This is a genomic window from Paracoccus endophyticus (genome assembly GCF_003286075.1).
GTDB classification, from domain to species: domain Bacteria; phylum Pseudomonadota; class Alphaproteobacteria; order Rhodobacterales; family Rhodobacteraceae; genus Paracoccus; species Paracoccus endophyticus.
Genome location: NZ_QLUV01000007.1, coordinates 80,458 through 105,238 on the forward strand (window position 1 = coordinate 80,458; position 24,781 = coordinate 105,238).

26 protein-coding genes, 1 tRNA gene and 1 pseudogene are annotated in these 24,781 nt (G+C 71.2%); 8 read left to right on the plus strand and 20 right to left on the minus strand.

Annotated elements, in window-relative coordinates; genetic code table 11:
* Positions 1-20: 20 nt before the first annotated feature.
* Positions 21-1,007: an ABC transporter substrate-binding protein gene (locus DPQ23_RS09895; protein ID WP_112874593.1), complete on the plus strand. Its 987-nt coding sequence runs from the start codon at positions 21-23 to the stop codon at positions 1,005-1,007.
* A 21-nt stretch (positions 1,008-1,028) separates the two neighbouring features.
* Here the strand turns inward: DPQ23_RS09895 and DPQ23_RS09900 are convergent, their stop codons facing one another.
* Together DPQ23_RS09900 and DPQ23_RS09905 are read right to left on the minus strand one after the other, a co-directional pair.
* On the minus strand, positions 1,029-1,850 hold the full coding sequence (locus DPQ23_RS09900) for an alpha/beta hydrolase (RefSeq protein WP_112874535.1): 822 nt from the start codon (positions 1,848-1,850) through the stop codon (positions 1,029-1,031).
* Positions 1,851-1,938: 88 nt separating this feature from the next.
* Positions 1,939-2,015: transfer RNA gene (locus tag DPQ23_RS09905), tRNA-His, on the minus strand.
* 128 nt (positions 2,016-2,143) lie between these two features.
* Here DPQ23_RS09905 and DPQ23_RS09910 point away from each other — a divergent pair.
* Positions 2,144-2,374: a DUF6324 family protein gene (locus tag DPQ23_RS09910; protein WP_112874536.1), complete on the plus strand. Its 231-nt coding sequence runs from the start codon at positions 2,144-2,146 to the stop codon at positions 2,372-2,374.
* On the opposite strand, the gene DPQ23_RS09915 is transcribed toward DPQ23_RS09910, so the two are convergent.
* Together DPQ23_RS09915 and DPQ23_RS09920 are read right to left on the minus strand one after the other, a co-directional pair.
* On the minus strand, positions 2,371-3,174 hold the full coding sequence (locus DPQ23_RS09915; RefSeq protein ID WP_112874537.1) for a metallophosphoesterase family protein: 804 nt from the start codon (positions 3,172-3,174) through the stop codon (positions 2,371-2,373). The genes DPQ23_RS09910 and DPQ23_RS09915 overlap by 4 nt on opposite strands.
* Positions 3,171-4,196, minus strand: coding sequence for a diacylglycerol/lipid kinase family protein (locus tag DPQ23_RS09920; protein WP_240602612.1), 1,026 nt, complete (start codon positions 4,194-4,196; stop codon positions 3,171-3,173). The genes DPQ23_RS09915 and DPQ23_RS09920 overlap by 4 nt, the downstream gene beginning before the upstream one ends.
* Before the next feature lie 127 nt (positions 4,197-4,323).
* On the opposite strand from DPQ23_RS09920, the gene DPQ23_RS09925 reads away from it, so the two are divergent.
* Both DPQ23_RS09925 and DPQ23_RS09930 read left to right on the plus strand, forming a co-directional pair.
* Complete coding sequence (locus DPQ23_RS09925; protein ID WP_112874538.1) at positions 4,324-5,079, plus strand: sulfite exporter TauE/SafE family protein; 756 nt, start codon at positions 4,324-4,326, stop codon at positions 5,077-5,079.
* A 2-nt stretch (positions 5,080-5,081) separates the two neighbouring features.
* On the plus strand, positions 5,082-5,429 hold the full coding sequence (locus DPQ23_RS09930; RefSeq protein ID WP_112874595.1) for a RidA family protein: 348 nt from the start codon (positions 5,082-5,084) through the stop codon (positions 5,427-5,429).
* Positions 5,430-5,438: 9 nt separating this feature from the next.
* Here the strand turns inward: DPQ23_RS09930 and lpxB are convergent.
* The 14 genes and pseudogenes from lpxB to pyrH form a co-directional block, all read right to left on the minus strand.
* Positions 5,439-6,578 (minus strand): annotated as a pseudogene (gene lpxB / locus DPQ23_RS09935) (lipid-A-disaccharide synthase); the annotation flags it as partial.
* Positions 6,579-6,585: 7 nt separating this feature from the next.
* A complete protein-coding gene (locus DPQ23_RS09940) occupies positions 6,586-7,383 on the minus strand; it encodes an LpxI family protein (protein WP_112874539.1) in 798 nt (265 codons plus the stop codon).
* Complete coding sequence (lpxA, locus tag DPQ23_RS09945; RefSeq protein WP_112874540.1) at positions 7,380-8,168, minus strand: acyl-ACP--UDP-N-acetylglucosamine O-acyltransferase; 789 nt, start codon at positions 8,166-8,168, stop codon at positions 7,380-7,382. Before lpxA ends, DPQ23_RS09940 begins: the two co-directional genes overlap by 4 nt.
* Positions 8,161-8,670, minus strand: coding sequence for a 3-hydroxyacyl-ACP dehydratase FabZ (gene fabZ / locus DPQ23_RS09950; RefSeq protein WP_112874541.1), 510 nt, complete (start codon positions 8,668-8,670; stop codon positions 8,161-8,163). Before fabZ ends, lpxA begins: the two co-directional genes overlap by 8 nt.
* A 116-nt stretch (positions 8,671-8,786) precedes the next feature.
* Entirely contained in the window at positions 8,787-9,428 is a 642-nt protein-coding gene (locus tag DPQ23_RS09955; RefSeq protein WP_112874542.1) for a nicotinate-nucleotide adenylyltransferase, read from the minus strand.
* Positions 9,429-9,436: 8 nt separating this feature from the next.
* Positions 9,437-10,225 (minus strand): OmpH/Skp family outer membrane protein, encoded by a 789-nt coding sequence (locus DPQ23_RS09960; protein ID WP_112874543.1) that lies wholly within the window; start codon positions 10,223-10,225, stop codon positions 9,437-9,439.
* Positions 10,225-12,558: an outer membrane protein assembly factor BamA gene (bamA, locus tag DPQ23_RS09965; RefSeq protein WP_112874596.1), complete on the minus strand. Its 2,334-nt coding sequence runs from the start codon at positions 12,556-12,558 to the stop codon at positions 10,225-10,227. Before bamA ends, DPQ23_RS09960 begins: the two co-directional genes overlap by 1 nt.
* Before the next feature lie 97 nt (positions 12,559-12,655).
* A complete protein-coding gene (gene rseP, locus DPQ23_RS09970; protein WP_112874544.1) occupies positions 12,656-13,987 on the minus strand; it encodes an RIP metalloprotease RseP in 1,332 nt (443 codons plus the stop codon).
* Entirely contained in the window at positions 13,984-15,171 is a 1,188-nt protein-coding gene (gene dxr, locus DPQ23_RS09975; protein ID WP_112874545.1) for a 1-deoxy-D-xylulose-5-phosphate reductoisomerase, read from the minus strand. The genes rseP and dxr overlap by 4 nt, the downstream gene beginning before the upstream one ends.
* A 1-nt stretch (position 15,172) precedes the next feature.
* The gene (locus DPQ23_RS09980) at positions 15,173-15,925 is read right to left on the minus strand and encodes a phosphatidate cytidylyltransferase (RefSeq protein WP_240602614.1); all 753 of its coding nucleotides are present in this window, start codon (positions 15,923-15,925) and stop codon (positions 15,173-15,175) included.
* A gap of 56 nt (positions 15,926-15,981) precedes the next feature.
* Entirely contained in the window at positions 15,982-16,722 is a 741-nt protein-coding gene (gene uppS / locus DPQ23_RS09985; protein WP_112874547.1) for a polyprenyl diphosphate synthase, read from the minus strand.
* 4 nt (positions 16,723-16,726) lie between these two features.
* Complete coding sequence (gene frr / locus DPQ23_RS09990) at positions 16,727-17,290, minus strand: ribosome recycling factor (protein ID WP_112874597.1); 564 nt, start codon at positions 17,288-17,290, stop codon at positions 16,727-16,729.
* Positions 17,291-17,371: 81 nt separating this feature from the next.
* Positions 17,372-18,271: an MBL fold metallo-hydrolase gene (locus tag DPQ23_RS09995; protein ID WP_112874598.1), complete on the minus strand. Its 900-nt coding sequence runs from the start codon at positions 18,269-18,271 to the stop codon at positions 17,372-17,374.
* 57 nt (positions 18,272-18,328) lie between these two features.
* Positions 18,329-19,063 carry a UMP kinase gene (gene pyrH / locus DPQ23_RS10000; protein WP_170310775.1) on the minus strand — a complete coding sequence of 245 codons (735 nt, stop codon included), beginning with the start codon at positions 19,061-19,063 and terminating at the stop codon, positions 18,329-18,331.
* A 96-nt stretch (positions 19,064-19,159) separates the two neighbouring features.
* On the opposite strand from pyrH, the gene miaA reads away from it, so the two are divergent.
* Complete coding sequence (miaA, locus tag DPQ23_RS10005; protein WP_112874548.1) at positions 19,160-20,059, plus strand: tRNA (adenosine(37)-N6)-dimethylallyltransferase MiaA; 900 nt, start codon at positions 19,160-19,162, stop codon at positions 20,057-20,059.
* Positions 20,060-20,179: 120 nt separating this feature from the next.
* A complete protein-coding gene (locus tag DPQ23_RS10010) occupies positions 20,180-21,127 on the plus strand; it encodes a helix-turn-helix domain-containing protein (RefSeq protein WP_112874549.1) in 948 nt (315 codons plus the stop codon).
* Positions 21,128-21,200: 73 nt separating this feature from the next.
* Here DPQ23_RS10010 and DPQ23_RS10015 read toward each other — a convergent pair whose 3' ends face one another.
* Both DPQ23_RS10015 and DPQ23_RS10020 read right to left on the minus strand, forming a co-directional pair.
* A complete protein-coding gene (locus DPQ23_RS10015) occupies positions 21,201-22,064 on the minus strand; it encodes an RlmE family RNA methyltransferase (protein ID WP_112874550.1) in 864 nt (287 codons plus the stop codon).
* The gene (locus tag DPQ23_RS10020; RefSeq protein ID WP_112874551.1) at positions 22,064-23,188 is read right to left on the minus strand and encodes a Ppx/GppA phosphatase family protein; all 1,125 of its coding nucleotides are present in this window, start codon (positions 23,186-23,188) and stop codon (positions 22,064-22,066) included. The genes DPQ23_RS10015 and DPQ23_RS10020 overlap by 1 nt, the downstream gene beginning before the upstream one ends.
* Positions 23,189-23,360: 172 nt before the next feature.
* Here DPQ23_RS10020 and DPQ23_RS15640 point away from each other — a divergent pair, with 172 nt between their 5' ends.
* Positions 23,361-23,531: a hypothetical protein gene (locus tag DPQ23_RS15640; RefSeq protein WP_170310776.1), complete on the plus strand. Its 171-nt coding sequence runs from the start codon at positions 23,361-23,363 to the stop codon at positions 23,529-23,531.
* 5 nt (positions 23,532-23,536) lie between these two features.
* On the plus strand, positions 23,537-24,718 hold the full coding sequence (locus DPQ23_RS10025) for a vWA domain-containing protein (protein WP_112874552.1): 1,182 nt from the start codon (positions 23,537-23,539) through the stop codon (positions 24,716-24,718).
* Positions 24,719-24,781 lie beyond the last annotated feature (63 nt).

Sequence of the window (24,781 nt, forward strand, 5' to 3'; positions counted from 1 at the left end):
TTTCAACAGTGGAGTGGATGATGACCAGACTGATGACGGCGGCAGCCGGGCTTGCGCTGCTGGGGGGCGCGGCACAGGCGGCCGACGACCTGACGCTGCAACTGAAATGGGTCACGCAGGCCCAGTTCGCCGGATACTATGTCGCCAAGGACAAGGGGTTCTACGAGGAGGAGAACCTGAACGTCACGATCAAGCCCGGCGGCCCCGACATCGCGCCGACGCAGGTGCTGGCCGGGGGTGGCGCGGACGTGACGGTCGAATGGATGCCCGCCGCGCTCGCCGCGCGCGAAAAGGGCCTGCCCATCGTGAACATCGCCCAGCCGTTCAAGTCGTCGGGCATGATGCTGACCTGCCTCAAGGAAAGCGGCGTCACCGATCCCAAGACCGACTTCAAGGGCAAGACGCTGGGGGTGTGGTTCTTCGGCAACGAATACCCGTTCCTGTCGTGGATGAACCACCTGGGGCTGTCCACCGATGGCGGCCCGGATGGGGTGACGGTGCTGAAGCAGGGCTTCAACGTCGATCCGCTGCTGCAAAAGCAGGCGGCCTGCATCTCGACCATGACCTACAACGAATACGGGCAGGTTCTGGACGCGGGGCTGCGCCCCGAGGATCTGGTCACCTTCAAGTACGAGGATCAGGGCGTCGCCACGCTGGAGGACGGGTTGTACGTGCTGGAGGAGACGCTGGCCGACCCCGCCATGCAGGACCGCCTCGCCCGCTTTGTCCGCGCCAGCATGAAGGGCTGGAAATACGCCGAGGAAAACCCCGAGGAAGCGGCGGACATCGTGCTGGAGAACGACGAGACCGGCGCGCAGACCCGGGCGCACCAGCTGCGCATGGTGCAGGAGGTGGCGAAGCTGACCGCCGGGTCGAACGGCGCGCTGGACCCCGCCGACGCGGACCGCACGGTCCAGACGCTGCTGTCGGGCGGGTCGGACCCGGTGATCTCCAAGGCGCCCGAGGGGGCGTGGACCAGCGCCATCACCGACAAGGCGCTGCAATAGGTTGGTGCCTTGGCCGGGCGCTCAGTCGCCCAGCCAGGCACGGGTGATCGGGCTTTGCGCGCCGGTCAGCCCCGCGACGATGGTCATGTGGTGCCGGTCCGGCTGGACGACCAGCCGGGCCGTGCCGCCCGCGCGCCGCCAGCGTTCGACCAGCAGCGCGGACTGGCGCAGGAACTCGGGCCGTTCGTCACCGCCGACCCAGGCGGTGGCGGGAACGGCGGGCGGCGGGGCCAGCGCCGGGCTTTCGGCCAGCGCCTCGGCTGCGTCCAGCCGCAGGACCTCGTTCATCGCGGCCAGCGTCAGCGGACGCAGGTCATGCAGCCCGCTGATCGACAGCACCCCGCCAAGGCGCGCGCGCACCCCGCCCGGCAACAGCGCGGGATCGCTGGCCAGCCGCGCGGCCAGGTGCCCGCCGGCCGAGTGGCCGGCCAGCCGGATCGGCCCGCCCGCCTGCGCCGCCGCCAGCGCGACGGCGGCCGCCACGTCGCGGGTGATCGCCGCGATGCGGACCGCCGGCGCCAGCCGATAGCCGGGCATCGCAACCGTCCAACTCGCATCCCGTGCGCCCAGCGCCAGATGGGTCCACGACGACGGATCATAGGCCTTCCAATAGCCGCCGTGGACAAACACGGCCAGCCCGCGCGACGGCCCCACCGGCGCGATCAGGTCCAGCGTCTGCCGCGGATCGTCCCCATAGCAAAGCGTCCGCAGCCCGCCCGCGCCCAGCGACGCCCGCGCCGCCGACGCCTCGGCGGCAAGCCTGGCCGGAAAGGCGGCGCCGTCGGGAATATAGGCGGCATTCTCGAAGGCATCGGTCCAGTCGATGCCGCTTGCGTCAGCCATGGCGCGTTCCCCCTGCAATGGCGTTCCGCCGCGGCGCCGTCCGGCGGGGACAGGATCGCGGCGGGTGAAACGGACGGCTTTGGGGGAATGGTACCGCCTCCCCGGCTTGAACGGGGGACCTCTAGATCCACAATCTAGCGCTCTAACCAACTGAGCTAAGGCGGCACTGGGCGGATCGTTTACGCCGGACCGCGACGGGATGCAAGCGCCTCGTGCGGGCGCGGGCATCCGCCGCTTGCCGTGCGCGGCGGGCGGGGATAGACCGGCCGGACAGGATGCATAAGGACGCGCCGATGGGCATCAACCGCGAAAGCGACCTCGCTGCGAATCTGCAGATCGGGCCGACCGACCAGGGCATGGTCCGCATCTATGTCGAGGGCGACGGCATCGACCTGCCGCTGGATTTCGACCCCGACGAGGCCGCCGAGATCGCCGAGGAGCTGTTGGCGGCGGCGGAAACCGCGCGGGGCATGGCGGCCGGGGGCGGCGCGCCCGGCAAGGGCAAGGGCGGCAAGCGCCGCTAGGCCGTATCCGGCAGCGCCACCCACCGCCCCGACGCGCGCGAGAACCGCTGCGCGGGAGGCGAGCCGAAGGCGACGTCGGGCATCGGCGCGACATGCCGCTGGACCGTCAGGTCGGCCCCGTCGAAGTCCAGCAGGGCGAATTCGTTCTGGCGATCCGACGGCCGCCCGCACAGCGCGGTGCCGCCCTGGATGTGCAGCACGCGGTCAGGCCCGCCCTGCCCCAGGAACGCGCCGGCCGACCAGACGTGCAGATGCCCGGTCAGCACGACGTGAATCCCCGCCCCCTCGAACGCGGCCAGCGCCGCGGGTGCGCCGCGCATCAGGGCCTTGTCCACGCCCGGCCGGTGCCGCATCGGGTGGTGCAGGACGGCTATATTCGTCAGCCCCGCGCCCGCCGTGGCGCAGACGCGCGCGGTCTGGGCCGCGTCGATGGCCCCGCGCTGCCAGGCCAGCCGGTCGGTGCTGTCCACCCCCATCACCCGCACCGCGCCTGCCCGTCGCACCGGCTGGGTGTCGGCCGAGATCGCGGCCCGATAGGCCGCGCGCGGCGCGGCCAGGCGCTGCACCAGATCGAACAGCGGCAGGTCGTGATTGCCCGGCACCGCCATCCAGGGCGCGTCCAGGCGCGACAGAAAGGCCGCGGCGGCGGCGAACTGCGCCGGTCGCCCGCGGTGGGTCACGTCGCCGCCGATCACCACCAGCGAGGGCGCGCAAGCGTTCACCCGCGCCAGCAGCGGCCCTTCCAGCGCGGCGCGGTGAAAGCCGAAATGCAGGTCGGTCAGGAAGGCCACCCGGATCATGCCGCGCCTGCCGCCCCGCCTGCGCCCGCAGACTCGGCTGCGCCCGCAGGGACCAGCACCCGCAGCGCGCCGGGGCGGACGCGCAGGTGGAAGGGTCCCGTCATCCGCGTCCGCTCGCCGTCATGGGCCACGTCGCGACGCGCGGGCACGGTCTCGATCACCAGATCGTCGTCGATGACCAGATCGAAGTCGTTGCCCCGCGCGGCAAAGCCCAGCGCCAGCCGCAGCGCCGACCCGATCAGCTGCCGCGGCTTTCGGGCGCGGGCGACGAAGATGGCCAGATGCCCGGCGCGGATGGCATCCGCCCCCTCCAGCCCCATCTGTTCCAGCTGCACGGCGCTTTTGGCGACAAAGACCAGCGCGCTGGAATACCGTGTCTCGACCCCGTCGTCGATCGTCTTCAGCGCGACCGGGTGGCGCAGGTCGCGGATGGCGCCCAGCGCGGACAGATAGGCCGCGATCCGGCTGCGGCCCCAGCGCCGATAGACCGCCTCGCGTCGTTCCAGGATGCGGGGATAGGCGCCAAGGCTGACGTTGTTCAGGAACACCGTGTCGTTGATCTGCCCGACATCCATCGCCTGCACGCGCCCGTCGCGCAGGGTCTGGATGGCCTGTTCGACGGTGTCGCCCACGCCCGCATCGCGGGCAAAGAAATTGAAGGTCCCGCCCGGGATGACCCCCATCACGACGTCGGTGCCTGCGACGGCGCCCGCAACGGCGGCCTGCGTGCCGTCGCCCCCCACCGCGACGATCAGGTCATAGCCCTGCGCCACCGCCTCGGCCGCCATGCGCGGCAGGTCGCCCCCGCGCCGGGCCGTCCGCATCGACAGGGCCGCGGCCTGCCCGGCCAGCCCCTGGTGCAGCAGCGTTTCGCAGCGGCCGCCGTCCTTGCGCCCCGACCGGGGATTGAGGATGACGCACACCCGCGCGCGGGAGAGGTCCAGTCGAGAGGCGTCGTTCGGCATGATCATCCCGGCGGCGGCGTTGCGGTGGCGAACGTCCGGCGCGGGGCTTGGTTGCATGGGCCCGGCCCGGGTTCACGGCCGCAGCCCTGCCGGCACGCTTTCCGCTTGATGGAAATCGGGCCGGGGGCGGTTGCCCTTGGCGGGCCGCCCGCGCAGTGTCGCGCGGTGTCGAAGGGGGCGTGACGTGGCCGAATTCCTGTTGTTGCTGGCCGCCGGATTCTTCGGTGGCATGCTGAACGCGGTCGCGGGCGGGGGCACGTTCATCACCTTTCCGGCGCTGGTCTTCACCGGCGTGCCCGAGGTGTCGGCCAACGCCACCACCACGGTCGCCGCCCTGCCCGGATACCTGGCCGCGGCCCTGGGGTTCCGGCGCGACGTCGCCCGCATCGACCGGCGGCTGGTGGCCCGGCTGACCGGGCTGACCATGATGGGCGGGGCGATGGGGTCGGGGCTGCTGCTGGTGTCCTCGAACGCGGCCTTCGCCGCCCTCGTGCCGTTCCTGTTGCTGGCCGCGACCATCATCTTCCTGACCGGACCGCGGCTGCGGGAACTGGCCTCGCAGTACCGGCGCGGCGTCACTGCCTTTGGCGCGGGCACCATGGTCCCGGTGGCGGTCTACGGCGGCTATTTCAACGGCGGCCTGGGCATCGTGCTGCTGGCGCTGTTCTCGCTGTGGGGGATGACCGACATCCACGCGATGAACGGGCTGAAAAGCTGGCTGTCCTTTGCGCTGGCCGTCATCTCGTTCGCCATCTTCGCCGCGGGGGGCCAGATCGTCTGGTGGGAATGCCTGGCCATGTCGATCGGGACGATCCTGGGCGGGTTCGGCGGCGCGCCCATCGCCCGGCGGCTGCCGGTGCCGGTGCTGCGCGGCTTGATCGCCGTCGTCGGCTTCGGCATGACGGCGGTGTTCTTCTGGCGTCTCATCAATGGAGCATAGACATGGCTGACATCACGCGGATCGAACCGGGCGCCCGGATGAGCGAGGCGGTCGTTCACAACGGGGTCGTCTATCTGGCCGGCCAGGTCGGCAATCCGGCCGACACCATCACCGACCAGACGCGCGAGGTTCTGGGCCAGATCGACCGGCTGCTGGCGCTGGCGGGCACCGACAAATCGCGCATCCTGACCGCGCAGGTCTGGCTGGCCGACATCGGCGACTTTGCTGCCATGAACGCCGTCTGGGACGCGTGGGTGCCCAAGGGCAACGCCCCGGCCCGGGCGACCGGCGAGTCGGCGCTGGCCGCGCCCGAGTACCGGGTCGAGATCATCGTCACCGCTGCCGTGTGACCCGCGCCCCAGCGCGCCCAGCACGGACCGGGCGGCGCGCAGGCCCGGCGCCTCGCCGTCCCGGCCCAGCCGCTCCATCGTCAGCGCCATCGCGGTCAGTTGTTCCTTGCGCGCCTCGGGGTCTTCCATCAACCGGTGCAGCGAGGCGGCCATGGGTCCGGGCTGGCAGGCGCGGCCCAGGAACTCGGGCACGGCGCGCGTGCCGCTGACCAGGTTCACCAGCGTCACCGTGTCGGTCCGCAGCAGCCAGCCGATCACCCAGCGGCTCAGCGGGGCCATGTCATAGCCGATCACCATCGGCACGCGGTTGGCGGCCAGTTCCAGGCTGACAGTGCCGGACGCGGCCAGCGCCAGGTCCGCGCCGGCAAAGGCCGCGCGCTTGTCCGCCCCGGTCTCGACCACCACCGGGGCGACGGGCCAGCGGCGCACCATCTCGCGCACCATCAGCGAGACGCCGGGCACGGTCGGCAGCACGACGCGGATTTCGGGGATGCGGTCGCGCAGGCGGATCAGCGCCTCGTCGAACCGGGGGCCCAGGCGCGCGACCTCGCCCCGCCGCGACCCGGGCAGGCACAGCACCAGCGGCGCGTCGGCCGCAATGCCGTGCGCGGCGCGAAACGCTGCCGCCTGCTCGGCGCCCGCAACGGGTTCCGCGGCGATGGGGTGGCCCACGAAATCGCAGCTCATCCCGGCCGCGCGCATCAGCGGGGGCTCGAACGGCAGGATCGCCAGCACGTGGTCGATGACCTCGGCCATCCGGGCCGCGCGGCCCGGCCGCCAGGCCCAGACCGAAGGCGCGACATAGTGCATGCGCCGCACGCCCGGCGCGGCCGCCTTGACCTGCCGCGCCACGCGCAGGCCGAAATCGGGGCTGTCGATCGTGACCAGCACGTCGGGGCGGCTGTCCGTGACCGCCTGCGCGGTCTGCGCGATGCGGCGTTTCAGCTGGCGGTATTTCGGCAGGACCTCGGCCAGTCCCATGACGCTCAGTTCGGTCATGGGAAACAGGCTTTGCAGCCCCTGCGCGGCCATGGCAGGCCCGCCCACGCCGTTGAACCGGACCTCGGGGACCAGCACCCGCAGCCCGGCCATCAGCGCCGCGCCCAGGTTGTCGCCGGACGGCTCGCCCGCGACCAGAAAGACCCTCATGAAGCGGTCATCCGCGTGCCCACAGGAACAGCCCGGCCCTGTCCGCGGCGGCAATCGTGGCCGCGCGGTCCAGCAGGATGACCCCGCCCGCCTGCCACGCAATCCCCGCCAGACCGGCGCGCGCCGCCTGCTCGACGCTGTCGGGCCCCAGCGCCGGCAGGTCGATGCGGCGGTCCTGCCCGGCCTTGGGCGCCTTGTAGAACACGCCCCGCGCGCCGGCGGGATCAGGCCGCAGGGCGCGGTGCGCGGCCGCGAACTCCAGCATGGCGGCGGTGCCGGGCAGGGTTTCAACCGCAAGGCACAGGCCCTGCACCACCACGCAGCCCTGTCCGATGTCCAGCGGGCCGGTCGCCTGCAGGATGGCGGCCGCGCGGTCCGCGTCCCGGCGATCGGCGTCCGAGGGCTGGCCGGCCAGCACCCCCGGCCCGGGAACCAGATCGGGCAGGATCGCATCGACGCCGACCACCGGCAGGCCCCATTCCTCGAAGATGGCGATAAGCTCGCGCAGGGCCGCGTCGTCGCCCGACTGCATCGCGCCCAGGATGCGCGGCACCAGCGTCGCGGTGCGCGCGTCGAACAGCTCGGCGTCCAGCCGCGGGCGCCGCACCGCGCCGGCAAAGACCACCTGCGCGACGCCGTGCCCGATCAGGTGATCGAGCATCGGGACCAGCCGTTCAAGGCGGAACGGCTGCGCCGGAATGGACGGCGGATGCCCCTCCAGCGCCATGACCAGCGGATCGTCCAGCGCCGCCGCGACGGCGGGCGCCAGCGCGCCCTGCCCGGCGATGACGGCGGTGCGGCTCATGGGCGGGGCGCAAGGAAGCTGCGCTCGGACGGGCCGAGGATGAAGTCCAGCACCTCGCGTTCCATGGCCGTCAGGCCCGGCGCCTCGGCCCGGCTGCGGGCGGTGTCGCGGAACGATCCCGATGCCAGCGCGCCCAGCAGCTCGCGCAGCGCGGCGATGTCGGCGCGGGCCGCGCCGCGCCGCTTCAGCCCGACAAGGTTCAGCCCGTCCAGCTGTCCGCGCGGACCCTGCACCAGGCCGAACGGCAGCACGTCGGCAGTCACCATCGTCACCGCCCCGATCATCGCGCCGCGCCCGATGCGGACGAACTGATGGACGCCCGACAGCCCGCCGACGATCACGTCGTCCCCCAGATCGCAGTGGCCCGCGACCGAGGCGTGGTTGACCAGGATCACCCGGTCCCCGATCCGGCAGTCGTGCGCGACATGCGCGCCCGCCATGAACAGGCCGTCATCGCCAACCGTCGTCACGCCGCCCCCGCCCTGTGTGCCGGGGTTCATCGTGACGTATTCGCGGATGCGGTTGCGCGCGCCGATGACCAGCCGCGTCTCCTCGCCCCGGAACTTCAGGTCCTGCGGCACCTCGCCCAGGCAGGCAAAGGGAAACACCACCGTGCCTTCGCCGATGGCGGTGTCGCCGGTCACGACCACATGGCTTTTCAGATGCACGCCCGCCGCCAGCCTGACCTGCGGGCCGACATGGCAGAACGGCCCGACGACCACGTCGGCCGCCAGCTCGGCCCCCGCTTCGACCAGCGCCAGCGGGTGGACGGTGGCGTCAGCCATCCGCCGCGCCGCCCGCGGCCGCGGTCGGGCCTTCGTCGGTCAGGTGCATCATCGCGGTAAAGTCCGCCTCGGCGCAGACCTGCCCGTCCACCAGCGCGCGGCCGTGGAACTTCCAGATCTTGCCGCCGGGCCGCTTGACCGTGACGTGCAGTTCCAGCACGTCGCCGGGCACGACCATGCGGCGGAACTTGCAGTTGTCCACGCCCATGAAATAGGTCAGCAGCGGCCTTCCCACGACGTTCAGGCTGAGGCCGACGACGACAGCGGCGGTCTGCGCCATCGCCTCGACGACCAGAACGCCCGGCATGATCGGCGCATCGGGGAAATGGCCCGGGAAATGCGGCTCGTTCGCGGTGACGCATTTGATCCCGACGGCGCTTTCATACGCAACGATGTCGCGGACCTTGTCGATCAGAAGAAACGGATAGCGGTGCGGCAGGATGCGCTTGATCAGCGCCAGATCGGCAGAGGTGTCGGGAGCAGGATTGCGCTCGGCGGCCATGCGGGACTCCGGGGTTTCGGCCTGCCTAGCAAATGGGCCGCCGGATTGGCAAGGCGGCGCGGCTGCCGGGGCACCCGAGGGGCCGTCCGCGGCCGAAATACGCCCGCGCCGGGCGCTCAGCCGCCCTGATCCGGCGAAAGCCCGCCGGCGGCGGAGCCGGGACAGCCCTGGCGCGCCGCGCGGATCGCGCTGGACGACAGCGCCGACATCGGCACGTTGATCAGAACCCAGGCGGGCGGCGCGGCCAGCGCCAGGCGGGCGGCCTGCGCCTCGGGCAGGCGAGCGGCGGCCATGATGCGGGCGGCGCGCGACGACCGGGCGGCCGTGCGGGTGCCGGGACGGGCGATCACGCCCAGGGGCACGCGGGCGGCGATCTCGCGCCAGCGATCCCAGCGGTCGAACTGCGCCAGGTTGTCGGACCCCATCAGCCAGACAAAGCGCACGCGCGGCCAGCGGGCCTGCAGCGCGGCGATCGTGTCGGCGGTCAGGCGGGTGCCCAGCCGCACCTCGATGTCGGTGACGACGACGCGGGGATCGTCGATCAGCCGGCGGGCCAGCGCGATGCGGTCCGCCAGGGGGGCCGGGCCGTGGGCCTTCAACGGATTGCCGGGGCTGACCAGCCACCAGACGCGATCCAGCCGGAACCGGCGCAAGGCCATGTCGGTGATGTGGACATGGCCGGCATGGGCGGGGTCGAACGATCCCCCCAGCAGGCCGATGCGCTGCCCCGGCAGGGCCAGGGGGCCGGCGGTCAGCATCGCACGGGTCAGCGCGGCACGTCTGCCGGGGCCGCGGCGCCGGCGGGTGGGGACAACGCGCCTGCCTGGGGTGCGGGGTCCGCCCTGTCTTGCGACGTGCCGTCGGCCGGCCCGGCAGAGGCCACGCCGTCCGGACGGTCCGGGCCGCTCTCGGGTCGCGCCGCGCCGTCGCCCAGGTCGGCGTCCAGGCGTGCGATCACCTCGGCGGTGACGTCGATGCTGGCGTCCGAGAACAGGACGGTGCGCTGATCCAGCACCAGCAGCGCACCGCGGTCCTTCATCACGCGACCCAGAACCGGCGCAGCCGCCTGAAAGAACCGCTGGCGGTCATTTTCGGCGGTCAGGGCGACCGACCGCGCGGCCGCCTCGCGCTCGCGCCGGACCTGTGTCACGCGTTCATCGAAGGCCGTGGCACGGGCGCGAAAGGCGTCGGGGGGCAGCGTTGCCCGCGCCTCGGTCAGCGCCTCCTCCTCGGCCGACAGGTCGGCAAAGGCCCGGTCGTTGTCGGCCGAGACCTGCGCGCTCAGCGCCTCGATCTCGGCCTGGCTGCGCCGCCCCCAGGCGGACCCTGTATAAAGCGCCTCTTGATCGACGGTCAGCACCGCCTGCCTCAGCGCCAGCGACGCGGGGGTGCCGGCCGGCGGAGGGGCGGGCGGGGCCGCGGCGCCAGGCGCGGTCTGCGCGCCGGCCGGCGTGGCGACGCCCGCCACGGCCACCGCCACCACAGCCGCGCGCAGCAGCGCCCGCGCGGGCTGCGGCGGCCGGGCTGTCGACGCGCCCCCCCGCCCCGCCCGCATCAGAACCGGGTCGAGATCGTCAGGTCGAACGGCTGTTCGAGGTCATAGTCCTCTTGCTGCACGGCCTTGGACAGGTTGAACCGCAGCGGACCGATCGGCGTCGTCCAGAACAGCGAGACGCCGACGGACGCGCGCACATACATGTCGTCGTCCACCTCGACGCCGCCCGCGCCGGTGGTGCGGTCCAGGCTCCACAACGAGCCGACATCGGCGAACAGGCCGCCGCTGACGCTGTATTCCTCGGGCAGGCCCAGCGGGAACTGCGCCTCGGCGCGGGCGGCCCAGAAATAGTTGCCGCCCAGCGCATCCTCGTTCGGCGCGCCAAGGTCGCGCGGACCATAGCCGTTCGGCTCGAACCCGCGGATGCGGCTGTTGGCGGTGAAGCGGTTGGTGATACGGCTGGTGTCGTCGTCCAGCATGACGATCGCCCCCGCCTCGACCTCGGCCCGCAGCGTCACCTCCTCGCGCCAGGCGCGGCTTTCGACGCCCGCCAGAACCGTGGTCGTGACCGACTGCACATCGCCGCCCAACCCTGCGAAGTCCTGCGAAAACCGCAGCTTGCGGCTGGTCAGCGGGTCAAGCCCGGCCGCGCGGGAATCGTACGAGTAGGTGTAGCCCAGCGCCGACGTGACGCGCGGACCCTGTTCCAGATACAGAATCGGCGACGACCCGACCAGATCGCCCGTCTCGGGGTCGATCTCGATCGGGCGCACGTCCAGCAGATTGTCGCGGCTGAGGCGATAGCGCAGCTCGAGCCGGCCGTTCTCGCTGACCGGGAACTCGACCCCCGTCGAGAATCCGGCGCTGCGCGTGTTGTACTTGGTGTTCTGCTGGTCGGTCGTGGAGTACCAGGCCGAGAACCTGGCGCGCAGGTCACGCCCCAGAAAATACGGCTCGACAAAGCTGAAGTTGAAGCTTTGCGACCCGCTGGCGGTCGAGAACCCCAGCGAGACATCCTGCCCGCGCCCCATGAAGTTGCTTTCCTGCAACGAGGCGTTGAAGCCGAGGCCCTGGCTTGCGCCATAGCTTGCGCCGAACCCAAGGCTGCCGGTCGGCTGTTCCTCGACGTTCACGTCGACGATCACCTGCTGCTGGCTCGATCCCTCGCGGCTTTCGACTTGGGCGTCGGCGAAATAGCCCAGCGCGCGCAGGCGTTCGGCCGCGTTGCGGATCTCGCGCGGGTTGAAGGGGTCGCCCTCGACGGTGCGGAACTGTCGGCGGATCACCTCGTCCAGGGTCGTGGTGTTGCCTTCGATATCAATGCGTTCGACAAAGATCTTCTGGCCCCGCGTCAACGCGAAGGTCAGGTCCAGCGTCTGGTTGCGCAGGTTGCGGGTGATACGCGGCTCGATGGTGACGAAATCCAGGCCCTGCTGCAGGGCCACCGCCTCCATCCGGCGGATCGTGTTCTCGATCGCCTGGGGGGAATAGATCTCGCCCCGGCGCACGCGGTTCTGCGCGGTAAAGGGGGCGGCGTCCAGGCCCGGTATCTCGCTGGCGACGGTCACGTTGCCGAACCGATACTGCGGCCCCTCGTAGATGTTGTAGGTCACGAAGAACGCATCGCGTTCGCGGGCGATCTCCGGGGCCACGGCCTGGACGCGGAAATCGGCATAGCCGCGCGAGCGATAGTAGTCGGTCAGCAACTGCTCATCCAGGGCCGTGCGCTCGGGCGCGAAGGTGTCGCGGCGGATGAAGGCGCGCAGGATGCCGGCCTGCTTGGTCTGCAGCACGTTGCGCAGGCGCCGGTCCGAGAACGCGCGGTTGCCGGTGAAGCCGATGCGCTCGATCTCGGTCACGGCGCCCTCGCGCACCTCGAACACCAGATCGACCTGATTGCCGCTGCGGGCGATGACGCGCGGATCGACGCGGGCCGCCAGCCGCCCCTCGGCGGCATAGGCGGCGGCGATGGCCTGCGCGTCCGCCTCGGCGGTCGAGGGCGAGAACACCCGGCGCGACTTCGACTGCACGATCTCGGCCAGCCGCTCGTCCTTGAGCCGGCGGTTTCCCTCGAAGTTGACGATGTTGATCGTCGGATATTCGATGACCCGGATCACCAGCGTCCGGCCGGTGGGCACGATCTCGACCGTCTCGAACAGGCCTGACTGCTGCAGCCGCTGCTGGGCGTCGTTCAGGTCGCCCAGCGACAGGTCCGCGCCCCGGCGGATATTGGCCAGCGACAGGATCGTCTCGGCATCGACGCGCTGCGCGCCTTCCAGTTGAACCTCGGTATAGACTGCGGCCGCCGCAGGCGCAGCCCATGCGACCGGTCCCGCAACCGCCAGCGCAGAGACCAGCGCGATGGCGCCCCTGCCGAAAATCCTGTCCGTCATTTGCCCCTCGCGCACGGCTTTGGCGCCGGTTTGGCCGGCCGCTGTTTGGGCCATGGTTAAACCCCCTGAGGCGGGGCTGTCAAAACAAAGCCGGCGCTCAGCGGCACAGAATGTCGTTCGAAAGCCCGAAGACCATCAGCGTCAGCACGAAGGCCATCCCCAGCGTCGTCAGCACCCGCAGGGCTGCGTCCGACGGCGGCCGGCCGGTCAGGGCCTCCCACGTGTAAAAGGCCAGGTGGCCGCCATCCAGCACCGGGATGGGCAGCAGGTTCAGAAACCCGATCCCCGCCGACAGCACCCCGATCAGCCACAGGAAGTTTCCCGTGCCCGTCGAGGCCGCCTGCCCCGCCACCTCGGCAATCGAGATCGCGCCCGACAGGTTGCACCGTCCGATCTGCCCCGTGACCATCGCCACCAGCCCGGACAGCGAGCCCCAGACGACCTCCCACGTCTGCCGGACGCCCGCGCCCAGCGCCTCGATCATGCCCGGACGCCGGGTCGCGGGCAGGATATAGCCGTCGCCGCCGGTCACGCCGATCAGCAGGCGCTTTTCGTATCCGCCGTCCACGGGCAGGTCCTGTTCGCGGGCGGCAAGCGCATAGTCCGCCTCGCCCGCGCCCTCGCGCCAGACGCGCAGCACCACCGGCCGGCCGGCCGCCGCCTCGACCGCGGGGCGCAGCTCGTCGAACCGGGTGACGGGGCGGCCGTCGATCGCCAGGATCACGTCGCCCGCGCGCAGGTCCACGGCCGCGGCCGGGCTGCGCGGCGCCACGCCCGAGATGCGGGGCGGCATCGGGTCAGGGCCGCGCACGACCCGTTCGGCCCCCTCGCGGCGCACGGTCCAGTCCTGGACCGGCGCGGCGGGCAGGGTCGGGGCCAGTCGGAACAGCGCGCCCCAGTCCGCGACGGGCCGGCCGCCGACGGCCAGCACCTCGTCGCCGGGGCGCAGTTCGTTGACGACGCCCGGCGGCGCGGGCGCAAGCTCGCCCACCACGACCCGGTCGGTCGCCACCCCCTGCCACAGCACGACCCCCGCAAAGACCGCGATGGCCAGGACAAAGTTGAAGGCGGGGCCTGCCGCCACAGTCGCAAAGCGCGCCCACAGCGGCGCCCCGCCCAGCGTCTGGCGGGCCAGTTGCGGATCGACCCGCTGCCCCGGACCGGCGCTGGCCGCATTCTCGTCGCCCAGAAAGCGCACATAGCCGCCCAGAGGGATCGCCGCGACCTGCCACAGCGTTCCGCGCCGGTCGCGGCGCGACCACAGCCGCGGCCCGAAGCCCAGCGAGAATACCTCGGACCGGATGCCGCACCAGCGGGCGACGATGTAATGGCCGTATTCGTGCACGCCGACGATGATCGACAGCGCGATGACAAAGGCGAGAAGCGTCCACGCCAGCCCGCCACTGGCCGCGATGATGTCCTGGATCATGCCGCGCCCCTTCCTGCGTGGTCGCGGTCCGCTGCGGCATCGCGGCGGGCCTGGCCGTCCCAGTCCAGCACGGCTCCCAGGCTGTCGGGGCTGGCTGCAAAGCCCGCGCGCCCCGAGGCCGCCGTCAGCGCCCGATCCACGGCCGGCGCCATGTCGGTGAACCGGATGCGCCCGGCGATGAAATCGTCCAGCGCCTGTTCCTTGGCGGCGTTGAAGACCGCACCCGCAGCGCCCCCTGCCGCGATCACCTGCCGCGCCAGCCCCAGCGCGGGCCAGCGCGTCTCGCAGGGCGTGCGGAACGTCAGGCTGCCCAGCGCAGCCAGATCCAGCCGCGGCAGGCCCAGGGGCTTGCGCCGCGGCCAGTGCAGCGCATGGCCGATGGCATGGCGCATGTCGGGCGGGCCCAGATGCGCCAGCGTGCCGCCATCGGCATAGCCCACCATGGCGTGCACGATGGATTCGGGATGCACCAGCACCTCGATCCTCTCGGCGGGCAGCGCGAAAAACTCATGCGCCTCGATGACTTCCAACGCCTTGTTGAACATCGAGGCGCTGTCGATGGTGATCCGCTGACCCATGTCCCAGTTGGGGTGGCGCGATGCCTCGGCCACGGTTGCCTGCGACAGACGCTCCAGCGGCCAGTCGCGGAACGCACCGCCCGAGGCGGTGATCGTCACACGCTCGACAGCATCGATGTTCTCGCGCTCAAGACATTGAAAGATAGCTGAATGTTCTGAATCGACCGGCAGGATGGTGGCGCCGGCGCGGGTCGCCGCGCCCATCAGCAGGGGACCGGCCGCGACCAGGCTTTCCTTGTTGGCCAGCGCCAGCACGCCGCCGCGTTCTGCCACGCGCAGGCCCGGCGCGAGCCCCGCCGCGCCGACGATCGCCGACAGGACCCAATCGGCCGGCCGGTCGGCCGCGTCGATCACCGCCTGCCGGCCGCCGGCGGCCTCGATCCCCGTGCCCGCCAGGGCCTCTTGCAGGGCGGGCAGCAGCGTCTCGTCGGCGATCACGGCCAGTTCGGCGTGCAGCGCGCGTGCCATCCGGGCCAGTCGTGCGACGTTGCGCCCGCCGGTCAGCGCAACCGTGCGCCATTGCGCGGGTCCGCCCGACCCCATCAGCAGGTCGAATGCGCTTTCCCCGACCGAGCCGGTCGCGCCGAAGATCGAAACGCTGCGCATGTCAGCCGACCACCGGCAACCAGCCGGCAAGCCCCAGCAGCGTGGCCGTGGCCAGCGATCCCGACATGGCGTCAAAGCGGTCCATCAGCCCTCCGTGTCCGGGGATCAGGCGCGAACTGTCCTTCGCGCCGACCCGCCGCTTGATCCAGCTTTCCGCGATGTCGCCCATCTGGCCGGCAAGGACCAGCAGGGGACCGATCACGATCGCGCCGGAACCCGCGCGCCCGAAGATGACCAGCAGCACGCCCAGCAGCGCAGCGCCGACCCAGCCGGCGGCCGTGCCGCTCCAGGTCTTCTTGGGGCTGATGGCGGGCCAGAACTTGGGGCCGCCGACGCTGCGGCCGACGAAATAGCCCAGCACGTCGGACAGCACGACAAGGCCGACGATCCACAGTGCCTCGCCGATGCCAAAGGTCACGCGGACCCACAGGATCCCCCAGACCGCCAGCACCATCAGCAGCGAGAACGCGACATAGGCCACGCGCAACCCGCGCCGCGCGGCCCTTGTGCCCAGCGCCAGCGGCACGATCAGCGCCAGCGTGCCCCATGATCCGGCAAACAGCGTGGCCGCCATCGCAAGCCCTGCGGTCAGCCCGACGCCCACGACCTTGCGATGCGCGGGCACAGGCACGACAAGGCGGGTCAGTTCCCACACCAGCGCGGCGAACAGGGCGCACAGGCCGGCGGCCGCGACAGGGATCGGCAGGACCAGCAGGGCCGTGCCCGCGACCAGGATGATCAGCGCAGACCCCATACGCTCTGCTAGATCCGGCCACCGGCCGGCTGGGGCGACACGGGGCGGCCGGGGCGTCATGCGGCGCCGAAACGACGTTGGCGCTGGCTGGTGCGGTCCAGGATCTCGGCCAGATGCGCGGGGCTGAAGTCGGGCCACAGCACCGGGGTGAACTCGTATTCCGAATAGGCTGCCTGGAACGGCAGGAAGTTCGAGGTGCGATGCTCGCCCGAGGTGCGGATCACCAGATCCGGGTCGGGCTGGCCCGCGGTGTCCAGGCAATCGGCCAGGTCGGCCTCGGACGGGGCGGTGATCTCGCCCTGTGCGATGCGGCTGGCCAGCCGCGCGGCGGCGCGGGTCAGCTCGTCCCGCCCGCCATAGTTGATGGCGACCGTCAGGTTCAGGCGGGTGTTGGCGGCGGTCCGCGCCTCGATGCCGGCCATCAGCGCCTGCAGCTTGGGGTCCAGCCGCTCGCGCCCCCCGATAAAGCGCATCCGCACGCCCTCGGCCGACATGGCGGCGGCCTCGCGCTGGATATAGCGGGCAAAGATGCCCATCAGTCCCAGCACTTCCTCGGTCGAACGCTTCCAGTTCTCGGTCGAGAAGGCATAGAGGGTCAGCCAGTTGACCCCAAGATCGGGGCAGGCCCGCACGATCTGCTTGACCCGTTCGGCCCCGCGGCGATGGCCGACCAGCCTAGGCCAGCTGCGTTCCGTGGCCCAGCGCCCGTTTCCGTCCATGATGATGGCGACGTGGCGTGCGCGGGGTGCACCAGCGGCGGACAGGGACGCCAGCACCGGCGCGGCATCGGCGGACATGGCGTCAGACCTGCATGATTTCGGCTTGCTTCGATTCGAGCGCCTTGTCCACTTCGGCGATCATCCTGTCGGTCAGGTCCTGGACCGCGGCTTCCCAGAACTTCTGGTCGTCTTCGGCCATACCCTTGGCGCGGGCCTTCTTGACCTGGTCCATCCCGTCCCGGCGCACGTTGCGGATGGCGACGCGGGCGTGTTCGGCGTATTGCGCGGCGACCTTGGTCAGCTCGCGCCGGCGCTCCTCGTTCAACTCGGGGATCGGCAGCATGATGATGGTGCCGTTCAACTGCGGGTTGATGCCCAGCCCGCTTTCGCGGATGGCTTTTTCGGCCCTGCCGACCAGGGCCTTGTCCCAGATGTTGATGGTGACCATCCGCGGCTCGGGCACGTTCACCGTGCCGATCTGGTTCAGCGGCGTGGGCGAGCCGTAGGCGTCCACCATGATCGGATCGACCATGCTGGCCGAGGCGCGTCCGGTGCGCAGCGACGAGAATTCCTGACGCAGGCTTTCCATCGCGCCCTTCATGCGGCGCTCAATGTCATCCGTGTCGATCTCGATCTCGTCGGCCATCGCCATGCTCGCAGGTTGTTTTTCGGCTCTATAGCGGCTGGGGACCAGGCTTGTACAGGTGTGCCGCCGCGCGCAGGCCGTTCACGGCGCCTCATAGGCGCTGCCGTCGGCGGCGTGTCGCGGCGCGGCCACATACCTGCCCTTGGACGGGACCGCGACAGTGCGGAACTCGGCCGCCAGCCGGTCCAGCGCGCCCCGCATCTCGGGGCCGCGCATGGGCTGGCCGTGGAATGTCAGCGCAAGTTCGGGGCGCAGGGCGGCCAGGCGGCGCACCGACTCCTCGGCGGCCTGCCAGTCGATGGTGAAATACATCGGCGGGCCGTGCATCTGCGGCTCCTGCCGGGCGACGTCATAGGCCGATTCCTGTCCCGTCGTGCAGAAGGCGTCGCCCACGATCAGCGCGCCGTCCTGCTCGCGCCACAGCGAGACATGGCCGACCGAATGGCCGGGCGTGTGAACCCAGCGCCAACCCGGCATGAACGGCACGCTGCCGTCCTCGGGCAAGGCCCGCAACCGGGCGCCCACATCGACGGGCCGGGTCGGATACAGCCGCGACAGGCGCGCCATCAGGCCGCCCCCCACGCCCGGATCGGCGGGGGGATAGGCGGCGCTGCCGTTCAGGTAGGGATGTTCCAGCGGATGCGCGTGGACGGGGACGTCCCACGCCTCGGCAAGCTGTTCCAGCGCGCCGACATGGTCGAAATGCCCGTGCGTCATCACGATGGCCGCCGGACGCGAGTCGGGGCCGAAGCGCGCCTGCGCGGCGCTGCGGATCAGGCCGGCGGTTCCGGCCAGGCCCGCGTCGATCAGCACCCAGCCCCGGTCGCCCGCACCGGCGGGACCGACAAAGACCACATTGACGATCCCCAGCCGGCGATAGGCCAGGTCGGGCGCGACCTCGTGGGTGTGATCGCGCCGCGCCGCGTCCAGTTCAGGCTCCAGCGCGCTGGCGTCGTCTGAAAGGGGGATCTGCTCGGACATGGACGCCTCGTGCTGCATGATCAGGCAGAACGAATGCGCCGCGTCCGGGTTCCGGCCCTAGCCGTGGACCCGCGTGCAGGTGCCGGTCCCGGCCAGAATGCCGCGAAAGCCGCCCGGCTCGTCCAGAGAGAACACGATGATCGGCAGGTTGTTGTCACGGGCCAGCGCGATGGCCGAGGCGTCCATCACCGCAAGGTGCTTTTGCAGCACCTCGTCATAGCTGACGGTCTGATAGCGCTTGGCGTCCGCGTGCTTGACCGGGTCCTTGTCATAGACGCCGTCCACCTTGGTGCCCTTGAAGATGGCTTCGCAGTTCATCTCGTTGGCGCGCAGCGTGGCGGCGGTGTCGGTGGTGAAATACGGGTTGCCGGTGCCGGCGGCAAAGATGACGATGCGCTTTTTCTCGAGATGCCGGATGGCGCGGCGGCGGATGTAGGGCTCGCACACCTCGTCCATGCGGATGGCGCTGATGACGCGGCAGTGCAGGCCCTTGGCCTCCAGCGCGGACTGCATGGCCAGCGCGTTCATCACCGTGGCCAGCATCCCCATATAGTCGGCGGTCGTCCGCTCCATCCCCTGGGCGCTGCCCTGCAGCCCGCGGAAGATGTTGCCGCCCCCGATGACCATGCAGATTTCCACGCCCATGGCGTGCACCGCCTCGACCTCGTCGGCGATGCGCGCGACGGTCGGCGGGTGCAGGCCGTAGCCCTGGTCGCCCATCAGCGCCTCGCCCGAGATCTTCAGCATGACCCGGTCGAGGGGCCTTGATGCCGTGGTGATGTCGTTGGTCATGGCGGCACCCGTCCTGATTTTCCCGGCGCGCAAAATGGCGCAGACAGGGGCCATGTTCAACCAGATGCCCTGGCGCGTCCCCCGCGCCCCCGTTTCATGCTGAGCGTGGCCGATCCTGGCGGCGTGATCGCCGCGCTGGACCCCGAGCGCCACGTTCTGATTGCCGGGCCGACCGCGTCGGGAAAGTCGGCGCTGGCGCTGGCCATCGCCGCGCGGCAGGGCGGCGTCGTGGTCAACGCCGACGCGTTGCAGGTCTGGTCGTGCTGGCGGGTGCTGACGGCGCGGCCCACGCCGGCCGACGAGGCCGCGGCCCCGCACCGGCTGTATGGCCATGTGCCGCCCGACCGCGGCTATTCCGTCGGCGACTGGCTGTCCGAGATGGCGGCCCTGGTCGGGGGCGGCGAACGGCTGGTCGTCGCGGGCGGCACTGGGCTTTACCTGACCGCGCTGACCCGCGGTCTGGCCGTGGTGCCGCCAGTGCCCCCCGACATCCGCGCGCGCGCCGACGCCTGGCTGGCGTCCGGGGGGCTGGACGCGATGGTTGCGGCGCTGGACCCGCGCACCGCGTCGGGCATCGACCTGAGGAACCCGGCCCGCGTCCAGCGCGCGTGGGAGGTCCTGGCCGCCACCGGGCGCGGCCTGGCCGACTGGCAGGCCGAGACGCCCCCGCCCCTGATCGCCGACAAGGACGCCGCGCGGCTGGTGGTCCAGGCCGACCGCGACCGCCTGGCGGCCCGGATCGCCGCGCGCTTCGACGCGATGCTGGACAAGGGGGCGCTGGATGAGGTCCGGGCAATGCGCCCGCGCTGGACGCCGGGTGCCCAGTGGGCGCGCGCGATCGGGGCGGCCGATCTGGTCGATCATCTGGACGGGCGAATCTCCCTGTCCGCGGCGCGGGACCGCGCGGTGATCGCCACGCGGCAGTATGCCAAGTCGCAGCGGATCTGGTTCCGCGGACGCATGCGGGACTGGGTGCCGGTGGCGGCGGCGCCCTAGCCCGCCGGGCCGTTGCGGCAACATCGGTGGATCATGGTGCATTCGGTATCGTTTTCCATTGCGGAACGCATCGGCCTGCGCGATCGTTGATGTGCGACATTCCGCCGATAGGCACCCAGAATGAGCATCGACCCGATTCGCAGGCTTGACACGGAACCGCCGGTTGATAACCGGCCCGATGTCGCGGTGCTTGCCCCCACCTTGATCGACCCCCCCGAATCTGCCGCACCCGCCGCCAGGGTTCCGGCGAACGACACGCGGCCGGCCCCCAGCCTGCGCCCTTATGCCGCGCGGCCGCGGCCCCCGGCGACCGGGGTCAGGCTGGTGCCGCTGGCCGATTTCGTCTGGGGCGGCGCGGGGCGACTGGCGGCGCGGGCACGGGGGGACCACTGCCTGATTCGCGTGACGGCCGGCGCGATGCGGATCCTGCTGCCCCGCGGCCATGCCGACCACGCCCGGGGCAGCGTGATCTTCATCCCCGCGGGAACAGCCTTCGGGGCCCAGCCGCAACCGGGCGCTGCGGGACAGGTTCCGCTGATGACGCGCGAGTGCGCCGCAGGCCTCGACGTGCCCTTGCCGGGCGGGATGGTGGTCGGCGCGGGCGCAAGCGACGCATTCTCGGCCGATCTTGCCGCGCTGGCGGCACGGGCCTTGGACCCGCTGGCGGCGGCGACGGCGGCGTGCCGGATCGGGCTGATCTCGGCGCAACTGCACCGGCTGGCGGCGGGCGGGCCGCTGGACGGCCCCGCCCATGACCGCCGGATCGTCGCGGATTTCATGGACCTTGCGGCCCGCGAACTGGGTCGCGGCCGGACCCTGGCTGACCTGGCCGACGCGCTGGGCATCTCGGCCGGGGCGCTGGACCGGGCCTGCCGCGCCCAGCGCGGACGCAGCGCGCTGGATCTGATCTATGACCTGCGGCTGGCCCGCGCGCGCGCCCTGCTGGCCGACCGCAGCCGCAGCCTGGGACAGATCGCCGACGCGCTGGGCTTTACCGGCGCCGCGCATCTGAACCGCGCCTTCATGGCGGCGACGGGCCGGCCGGCCGACGCGTTCCGGCCCGCGTGACGAACTGAACCGCGACGCTCAGGATTGCCGACGCCCTTCCGATCGGCGGATCGCAGGGCGACACGCGCCGCCGTCACGGTTCGGCGGCACCGTCCTGTCCGGGCCGGGCCGGGTCCTGTGGTCCATCACCTTCCCCGTCGGGCCAGTCCGCCTCTGCGGGGTCCTGCGCGCTGCCTTGAGAAGGACCGCGAAACCCTGTCGCGACCACGAATTTTTCCGATGAATCGGATCGGCTGGCGGGGGGCTTGACGTTGGCGACCTTGGCGAAGTTCTGCTTCAGCGTGGCCTGAAGCCCTCGCTCGGCCCCGCCCGCAAGCACCTTGGCCACGAAGGTGCCGCCCGGCTCGAGCACATCGAACGCGAACTGCGCCGCCGCCTCGACCAGCGCGACGATCCGCAGGTGGTCCGTGCCCTTGTGCCCGGACGCCGAGGCCGCCATGTCCGACATCACCACATCCGCGCGCCCGCCCAGCCAGCCCTTGACCCGCGCGTCGGCATCGTCCTCCAAGAAGTCAAGCTGGTGGATCTCGGCCCCGGGGATGGGATCCACCGCCTGCAGGTCCACCCCCAGCACCGTGCCGCGCGGCTTGCCCGACCGTTCGCCCAGCGCGTTCACGCGGTCCACGGCGACCTGGCACCAGCCCCCGGGCGCACAGCCCAGATCGACCACGCGGGCGCCGGGCCTGAGAAAGCCATAGCGGTCGTCCAGTTCCAGGATCTTGTAGGCGGCGCGGCCGCGATAGCCCTCGCGCTTGGCGCGCACGACATAGGGATCGTTCAGTTGCCGCTCCAGCCACAGCGTGCTGGACAGCTTGCGCCCCTTGGCGGTCTTGACGCGCACCCGCAGGTCGCGCTGGCCGCGGCCCGAACTGGCCTTGCCCGCCCGGCTGCCCGCGCCGCCGCCCCCTGCCCCGCTGCCCTTGCCGCCATCCGCCATCATGCCACTCCGTTCAGCCCCTCGGGCGCCAGCACCCCATCGCGCACCATCTGGGCATAGAGCAAGCCCTCGCGCAGGCCGCGGTCGGCCACCGACATGCGGTTGGTCGGCCAGACCCGCATCAGGGTCTGCAGGATCGCCGCGCCCGACATGATCAGCGCATGCCGTTCCCGGCCGATCCGTGGATCGGTCCGCCGCCCCTCGGGGCCCAGTGCAAGATAGTCGTGGATCACCCGGTCGATCTGCGCGGTCGTCATCACCAGCCCGTCCACCTTGGTGCGGTCATAGCGCCGCAGGCCCAGGTGGCTGGCCGCGACCGTCGTCACCGTTCCCGACGTCCCGATGATCTGGAAGTCGTCGGCCGGAAGGCGCGCCGTGGCATAGGGCGTGAAGTTCGCCAGCATCTCCTCGAAATGCCAGCTCATCAGCGCGAATCGGCCGGGGTCGTCCTCGACATCGTCGAACTGGTCGCGCAGGGTCGCGACCCCCAGGGGCACGCTGATCCAGTCCACGACACGGGCGGCCCCTGGCGTGGTGTCGCCGAATCCGTCCGACAGCCGCATGATGGACCGCGGCCGTTCCGCCGGCTCGACCCCGCTGAGGTCGATCCAGACCAGCTCGGTCGAGCCGCCGCCGATGTCCACCACCAGCAACTGCTCGGTGCGCAGGCTGACCAGCGGCGCGCACGAGATCACGGCCAGCCGCGCCTCCTCCTCGGGGCCGATGACCTCGATCGGCAGGCCGGTCTCGCGCTGGATGGTGCGCATGAAATCGCGGCTGTTGCGCGCACGCCGGCACGCCTCGGTCGCGACCAGCCGCATGCGGGTGACGCCGTGGCTCTCAAGCTTGCGGCGGCAGACCTGCAGGGCATGGACCGTCCGCGCCATCGACTGGCGCGACAGGCGGTTGGAGGCCTCGAGACCCAGCCCGAGCTGGACCGGCTTCGAGAAGCTGTCGATCACCTGGAACTGACTGCCCGTGGGACGGGCGATCAGCATCCGGCAACTGTTGGTTCCCAGATCGAGCGCCGCGTACAGCGACGACTCGTCGGGCTTGCGGGTGCAGGCAGGCTCAACCGTCGGTGTTGGGAACGCGTCCGCACCCGCGGGACGCTTGGGCGTCATGACGAAACGCCCTCCGATTTCTCAAGTTATCCCCAAGCTAGACCCGCGATGCCCCCCGATCAACCCTTCGGCAGAAAATTGCCCGGCCCCCGCCGCCCGGACGGCACGGCCTGGGGGCCTTGTGTCGCCCCGGCCGCCGCCCTAGCATCAGGGGCGCTTGCAGGAATTGCCCATGATCGTCATCGCCGCCCTTGTTCTTGGCGCCCTGTGGGGCGATCTGCGCGCACGGCGGCGGAACGGCAACGGCAAGGACCGCCTGCAGTATGCCGCGGTCCATGGCATCGCGTTCGCCATCGTGGGATTGTTCGCAACGATCCTGATCGATCGCGCGCTGCGGGGCTAGGCCCGGTGTTCCGCCCGTTCCTCGACTCCCTCCGCCGCCACGGCGTGCCGGTCAGCCTGCGGGAATGGCTGGACCTGATGGGTGCCATGCAGGCCGGCGTCTCGGGCTGGTCGGTCGAGGAGTTCCATGCCCTGGGCCGCATCATCCTTGTCAAGGACGAACGCCACATCGACCGCTATGACCGGGCCTTTGCCGAAAGCTTTGCCGGGCTGGACACCGTGCCGGTGGACGCGCTGGTCAGCCAGACCGCCCTGCCGCCCGAGTGGCTGGAGAAGCTGGCCGAAAAGCTGCTGACCGACGAGGAGAAGGCCGCCATCGAGGGCGCTGGCAGCTTCGAGGCGTTGATGGACAAGCTGCGCCAGCGCCTGGCCGAGCAGGAAAAGCGCCATCAGGGCGGCAGCAAGTGGATCGGCACGGCCGGCACCTCGCCCTTTGGCGCCTACGGCTACAACCCCGAAGGGGTGCGCATCGGCCAGGCCGAAAGCCGCCACCGCCGCGCCGTCAAGGTCTGGGACAAGCGCGAGTTCCGCGACTTCGACGACAGCGTCGAGCTGGGCACCCGCAACATCAAGGTGGCGCTGAAACGCCTGCGCCAGTGGGCGCGCCACGGCGCGGCCGATGAACTGGATCTGCCTGCCACCATCCGCGCCACGGCGGACCACGGCTATATCGACGTGCAGACGCGTCCGGAACGGCGCAACGCCGTCAAGGTCCTGCTGCTGCTGGATGTGGGCGGGTCGATGGACGACCATGTCCGCGTCGTGGACGAGCTGTTTTCCGCCGCGCGGTCCGAGTTCAAGCATCTTGAGCACTATTACTTTCACAACTGCCTCTACGAGGCGGTGTGGCGCGACAATCGCCGCCGCTGGGACCGGACGATCCCGACCTGGGACCTGCTGCACCGGCTGGGCCGCGACTGGAAGGTGATCTTCGTGGGCGACGCCTCGATGTCGCCCTACGAGATCGTGGCGCCCGGGGGCGCGAACGAGCACTGGAACCCCGAGCCGGGGCAGCTTTGGCTGCGCCGCGCGGCCGAGACCTGGCCCGACCATGTGTGGCTGAACCCGGTGCCGCGTCAGCACTGGGGCTATACGCCGTCCATCGGGATGGTGGGCGAGATCTTCGAGAACCGGATGCTGCCCCTGACGCTGGAGGGGCTGACCACCGCGATGCGGGTGCTGGGCTGAGCCGGCCCCGATCCCGCCACCGCGGCACACCCCTTGCCGGGCTGCACCGATCCCCCTAAAGCC

Bases quoted from the DNA above. Each gene is read 5' to 3' on its own strand.
- DPQ23_RS09895 (WP_112874593.1), top strand. From the start codon at position 21: ATGACCAGACTGATGACGGCGGCAGCCGGGCTTGCGCTGCTGGGGGGC.
- DPQ23_RS09900 (WP_112874535.1), bottom strand. From the start codon at position 1,850: ATGGCTGACGCAAGCGGCATCGACTGGACCGATGCCTTCGAGAATGCC.
- DPQ23_RS09910 (WP_112874536.1), top strand. From the start codon at position 2,144: ATGGGCATCAACCGCGAAAGCGACCTCGCTGCGAATCTGCAGATCGGG.
- DPQ23_RS09915 (WP_112874537.1), bottom strand. From the start codon at position 3,174: ATGATCCGGGTGGCCTTCCTGACCGACCTGCATTTCGGCTTTCACCGC.
- DPQ23_RS09920 (WP_240602612.1), bottom strand. From the start codon at position 4,196: ATGCAACCAAGCCCCGCGCCGGACGTTCGCCACCGCAACGCCGCCGCC.
- DPQ23_RS09930 (WP_112874595.1), top strand. From the start codon at position 5,082: ATGGCTGACATCACGCGGATCGAACCGGGCGCCCGGATGAGCGAGGCG.
- DPQ23_RS09940 (WP_112874539.1), bottom strand. From the start codon at position 7,383: ATGAGCCGCACCGCCGTCATCGCCGGGCAGGGCGCGCTGGCGCCCGCC.
- lpxA (WP_112874540.1), bottom strand. From the start codon at position 8,168: ATGGCTGACGCCACCGTCCACCCGCTGGCGCTGGTCGAAGCGGGGGCC.
- fabZ (WP_112874541.1), bottom strand. From the start codon at position 8,670: ATGGCCGCCGAGCGCAATCCTGCTCCCGACACCTCTGCCGATCTGGCG.
- DPQ23_RS09955 (WP_112874542.1), bottom strand. From the start codon at position 9,428: ATGCTGACCGCCGGCCCCCTGGCCCTGCCGGGGCAGCGCATCGGCCTG.
- DPQ23_RS09960 (WP_112874543.1), bottom strand. From the start codon at position 10,225: ATGCGGGCGGGGCGGGGGGGCGCGTCGACAGCCCGGCCGCCGCAGCCC.
- bamA (WP_112874596.1), bottom strand. From the start codon at position 12,558: ATGACGGACAGGATTTTCGGCAGGGGCGCCATCGCGCTGGTCTCTGCG.
- rseP (WP_112874544.1), bottom strand. From the start codon at position 13,987: ATGATCCAGGACATCATCGCGGCCAGTGGCGGGCTGGCGTGGACGCTT.
- dxr (WP_112874545.1), bottom strand. From the start codon at position 15,171: ATGCGCAGCGTTTCGATCTTCGGCGCGACCGGCTCGGTCGGGGAAAGC.
- DPQ23_RS09980 (WP_240602614.1), bottom strand. From the start codon at position 15,925: ATGGGGTCTGCGCTGATCATCCTGGTCGCGGGCACGGCCCTGCTGGTC.
- uppS (WP_112874547.1), bottom strand. From the start codon at position 16,722: ATGTCCGCCGATGCCGCGCCGGTGCTGGCGTCCCTGTCCGCCGCTGGT.
- frr (WP_112874597.1), bottom strand. From the start codon at position 17,290: ATGGCCGACGAGATCGAGATCGACACGGATGACATTGAGCGCCGCATG.
- DPQ23_RS09995 (WP_112874598.1), bottom strand. From the start codon at position 18,271: ATGTCCGAGCAGATCCCCCTTTCAGACGACGCCAGCGCGCTGGAGCCT.
- pyrH (WP_170310775.1), bottom strand. From the start codon at position 19,063: ATGACCAACGACATCACCACGGCATCAAGGCCCCTCGACCGGGTCATG.
- miaA (WP_112874548.1), top strand. From the start codon at position 19,160: ATGCTGAGCGTGGCCGATCCTGGCGGCGTGATCGCCGCGCTGGACCCC.
- DPQ23_RS10010 (WP_112874549.1), top strand. From the start codon at position 20,180: ATGAGCATCGACCCGATTCGCAGGCTTGACACGGAACCGCCGGTTGAT.
- DPQ23_RS10015 (WP_112874550.1), bottom strand. From the start codon at position 22,064: ATGGCGGATGGCGGCAAGGGCAGCGGGGCAGGGGGCGGCGGCGCGGGC.
- DPQ23_RS10020 (WP_112874551.1), bottom strand. From the start codon at position 23,188: ATGACGCCCAAGCGTCCCGCGGGTGCGGACGCGTTCCCAACACCGACG.
- DPQ23_RS15640 (WP_170310776.1), top strand. From the start codon at position 23,361: ATGATCGTCATCGCCGCCCTTGTTCTTGGCGCCCTGTGGGGCGATCTG.